The following is a 3,483-nucleotide window of genomic DNA, read 5'->3' on the forward strand; positions in this document are numbered from 1 at the left end:
ACCGATGACCCATTCCTCGTCCGCCCGTTCTTTCAGGATGGCGAACATCATGTCGCCCTTCCGCATCGTCGATGCGTTCTCGATCTCGAGCTCTTCGGCCAAAGACAGCAAATCCTTCGGGCTCTGCGCCTTCAGATCAGCGAGGTTCAAACGGTGCTGTGACATGAGTAAATCCTGCTGCCAGCACGGATGCCAGCATTTCTACGGTTTGGAATGGAAAATCACTTTCCCGGACGGGAAGCATAGCCACACATAGGCACGCTAAGCATCTGAGTCAATCGCGCTTAGAAGGGCCGCACAATTACCGCCACAACAATCAACACCATCAGAACTGTGGGCACCTCGTTAAACAACCGGTACGTCCGCCCTGACCGTGTATTCGTGCCCGCTGCAAACTCTTTGCGTCGTGCACTCATCCAGCCATGCGCGCCAGTCATCAAGATCACCGAGACAAGCTTGACCCAGGACCATGCCGCGCCCCAGTCAAACGCACCCAAACCAATCATGATCAGACCGGCAATCCACGCCACAATCATCGCAGGGTTCATGATCACCCGCAGAAGTTTCTCTTCCATGATCTGAAACGTCTGATCCAGCTCTGACCCAATAGCGGCTTTCTCAGCATGGTAAACAAACAGGCGCGGTAGATAGAACAATCCAGCCATCCACGCGAGCACGGCCATAATGTGGAGTGCCTTGATCCACGGATAAATACCACTCAAAAAATCCATCATGTTTTGCGCCTTCTTTGCTCCTCTCTTCCTTAATAAATATAAAGAGAAAGAAAAGATGATGTTGTTATTTGTCACCCGATTTTCTGTGGGTTGTTTTTTCATCCTCAGATTTATCCCGAGGTGTGATTTCTCCAAGATACTTGTCGAAGATCAGAAATCGCGAAAAAATACTATTAAAAACAGTAACTTGAATGAAATATTTTTCTAGTTAAACTGATCAGACTCAGCATTGCCTCTCCAATCAGTGCGATTCCTCCACAGGCCCGACTTATTCATACCCACCGTGGAAAAAACCTGGTGGGACTGTTTGGCGCATGTCAGTTCTACACAAACCCCCGCAGCCTGCTAGTTATGCCCGTATCAATCCGCACTTTGACACAAGACTTGTCCAAAAGGTTATCCACATGAGCGATCAGATCGTCCTCGCATCAGGCTCGGAAATCCGTGCGCAATTGCTCAGAAACGCGGGGCTCGATTTTGACGTATCCATTGCCCGCGTCGATGAGGATGCAGTACGCGCGTCCCTTTTGGCCGAAACTGCCAGCCCGCGCGATATTGCCGACACGCTGGCAGAATTGAAGGCCCAGCGTGTCGCGGCCCGTCACCCTGATGCGCTGGTGATCGGCTGTGATCAAATTCTGGCAATGGGCCCCCGGATCTTCAACAAACCTGAAACACCCGCCGAGGCCCTATCGCAACTTCAGTCCCTTCGCGGTCAAAAACACCAGCTTTTGTCAGCTGCTGTGATCTATGGTGAAGGAAAACCGCTTTGGCGCCATGTCGGGATCGTTCGACTACATATGCGCGACGCGTCTGACGCCTATCTTACCGATTATGTCGCACGAAACTGGGACAGTATCCGCCATTCTGTCGGCGCCTATAAGCTGGAAGAAGAAGGAGTGCGACTTTTTACACGCATTGAAGGAGATTATTTCACTGTCCTTGGTTTGCCGCTCTTAGAACTCTTGTCATATCTGACACTTCGCGGAACATTACCCTCATGACCAGTATTCCCCGCGCCGGTGTTATCGGCAATCCGATCAGTCATTCGCTTTCGCCAAAGCTCCATAGCTATTGGCTGCAACGTTACGACATTGAAGGTGAATACACCGCGCTTCAGGTCTCAGAAGACGCGCTGGAAAGCACTTTACGTAATCTTTCAAAGCAGGGGTTCATCGGCGCGAACGTCACCTTGCCGCATAAAGTCAGCGTGATGCAGTATGCCGATCAGATCACAGATCGCGCTACGCTGATTGGTGCGGCGAACACCCTTATTTTCAAAGAAGACGGGCGTATTTTTGCGGACAACACCGATGGCTATGGATTCATGGCAAATGTCCGTCAGGGTGCGCCGGATTGGGACCCCAAAGCAGGCCCGGCTGCCATTTTCGGGGCAGGTGGCGCTGCCCGTGCGATTATTGTGGCCCTTGCTGACGCAGGTGTTCCCGAAATCATCATTGCAAACCGGACCCGCCCCAAGGCTGAGGCCCTGCGCGCCGATTTCGGCGCCCGTGTGTCAGTCGTGGATTGGGTGCAGGCTGATCAAATGCTGGATGGTGCGAACACCGTGATCAACACCACATCGCTGGGCATGGTGGGTGCGCAGGAATTCAAAGTGCCCCTAGATGCGCTCTCGAAAGACGCGGTCGTGACCGACATTGTGTATAATCCTTTGCGGACACCGTTTCTCAAAGCGGCCGAGGCGAAAGGTGCCCGAACGGTTGATGGGCTCGGGATGTTGTTGCATCAGGGTGTGCCTGGCTTTGAAAGATGGTTCGGGAAAAGGCCAGAGGTTGATGATGCCACCCGCGCGGCGGTTCTCGCATGACACATATGTTGGGATTAACCGGTTCGATTGGAATGGGAAAATCTACAACAGCCCAAATGTTTCGTGATGAAGGGATCCCGGTTTGGGACGCGGATGAAGCGGTTCATGCGCTTTATGCCAAAGGTGGCGCGGCGGTTGGCCCAATCAGCGCCGCATTACCCGAAGCGATCGAGGACGATCATGTCAGCCGCGAGCGGCTAAAAAACATGATTGCGGATGATCTCAGCGTCATGGGAAAACTCGAAGAGATCGTGCATCCGCTGGTCGCAGAGCACCGCGCGGCGTTTCTTGCGTCCCATAGCGACCCTTTGGTCGTTCTGGATATCCCGCTTTTGTTCGAAACCAGTGCACAGAACTGGCTGTCCTCGGTCCTTGTCGTCACAGCCCCCGCAGATGTGCAAAGAGAGCGCGTTATGGCCCGCCCGGGCATGACCGAAAGCCAGTTTCAGCGGATTTTGGAACGCCAAATGCCGGATGCTGAAAAACGGGCCTGTGCCGACCACATTATTGAAACCCTGACACTGGACGGCACCCGACAGGCCGTGCGACACCTGATCGCGAAACTGACAGGGCAAACAGATGCGTGAAATCGTACTTGATACGGAAACCACCGGTTTTGAACCCCATGAGGGCGACCGCATTGTTGAAATTGGTGCAGTTGAATTGATGGGTCACGTCCCGACGGGCCGCACCTATCATCAATATATCAACCCCCAACGGTCGATGCCGATTGAGGCCTTTGGCGTGCATGGCATTGGACCCGACCTGCTGGAACCACCGCAAGAACCCAAGCCGGGGCAAGAAACGCTGCGCGATAAGCCGCTTTTCAAGGATATCGCGCAGGATTTCGTGGATTTCATCGGAGATGCGAAACTGGTGATCCATAACGCGGCATTCGACATGAAATTTCTCAATGCCGAA

General features: G+C 53.3%; 6 protein-coding genes. 4 read left to right on the top strand and 2 right to left on the bottom strand.

All coding sequences use genetic code 11. The features are described 5' to 3' along the window. A partial coding sequence (locus tag VGP75_RS14795; protein WP_327544403.1) for a Rho termination factor N-terminal domain-containing protein occupies nucleotides 1-165 on the bottom strand: 165 nt, incomplete at its 3' end. Nucleotides 166-284: 119 nt separating this feature from the next. After that, nucleotides 285-734, bottom strand: coding sequence for a protoporphyrinogen oxidase HemJ (hemJ, locus tag VGP75_RS14800; protein ID WP_327544398.1), 450 nt, complete (start codon nucleotides 732-734; stop codon nucleotides 285-287). Nucleotides 735-1,138: 404 nt separating this feature from the next. On the opposite strand from hemJ, the gene VGP75_RS14805 reads away from it, so the two are divergent. The 4 genes from VGP75_RS14805 to VGP75_RS14820 all read left to right on the top strand — a co-directional run. Beyond that, nucleotides 1,139-1,738 (top strand): Maf family protein, encoded by a 600-nt coding sequence (locus tag VGP75_RS14805; RefSeq protein WP_327544399.1) that lies wholly within the window; start codon nucleotides 1,139-1,141, stop codon nucleotides 1,736-1,738. Beyond that, nucleotides 1,735-2,562 (top strand): shikimate dehydrogenase, encoded by an 828-nt coding sequence (locus VGP75_RS14810; RefSeq protein WP_327544400.1) that lies wholly within the window; start codon nucleotides 1,735-1,737, stop codon nucleotides 2,560-2,562. Before VGP75_RS14805 ends, VGP75_RS14810 begins: the two co-directional genes overlap by 4 nt. Continuing rightward, nucleotides 2,559-3,149, top strand: coding sequence for a dephospho-CoA kinase (gene coaE / locus VGP75_RS14815; protein ID WP_327544401.1), 591 nt, complete (start codon nucleotides 2,559-2,561; stop codon nucleotides 3,147-3,149). Before VGP75_RS14810 ends, coaE begins: the two co-directional genes overlap by 4 nt. Next, the coding region (locus tag VGP75_RS14820) for an exonuclease domain-containing protein (RefSeq protein ID WP_327544402.1) at nucleotides 3,142-3,483 on the top strand (342 nt) is incomplete at its 3' end. The genes coaE and VGP75_RS14820, both read left to right, overlap by 8 nt.

Source organism: Yoonia sp. (assembly GCF_036007805.1).
Taxonomy (GTDB): domain Bacteria; phylum Pseudomonadota; class Alphaproteobacteria; order Rhodobacterales; family Rhodobacteraceae; genus Yoonia.

Coding starts and splice junctions, on each gene's coding strand:
- hemJ (WP_327544398.1), bottom strand. CDS start 734: ATGATGGATTTTTTGAGTGGTATTTATCCGTGGATCAAGGCACTCCAC.
- VGP75_RS14805 (WP_327544399.1), top strand. CDS start 1,139: ATGAGCGATCAGATCGTCCTCGCATCAGGCTCGGAAATCCGTGCGCAA.
- VGP75_RS14810 (WP_327544400.1), top strand. CDS start 1,735: ATGACCAGTATTCCCCGCGCCGGTGTTATCGGCAATCCGATCAGTCAT.
- coaE (WP_327544401.1), top strand. CDS start 2,559: ATGACACATATGTTGGGATTAACCGGTTCGATTGGAATGGGAAAATCT.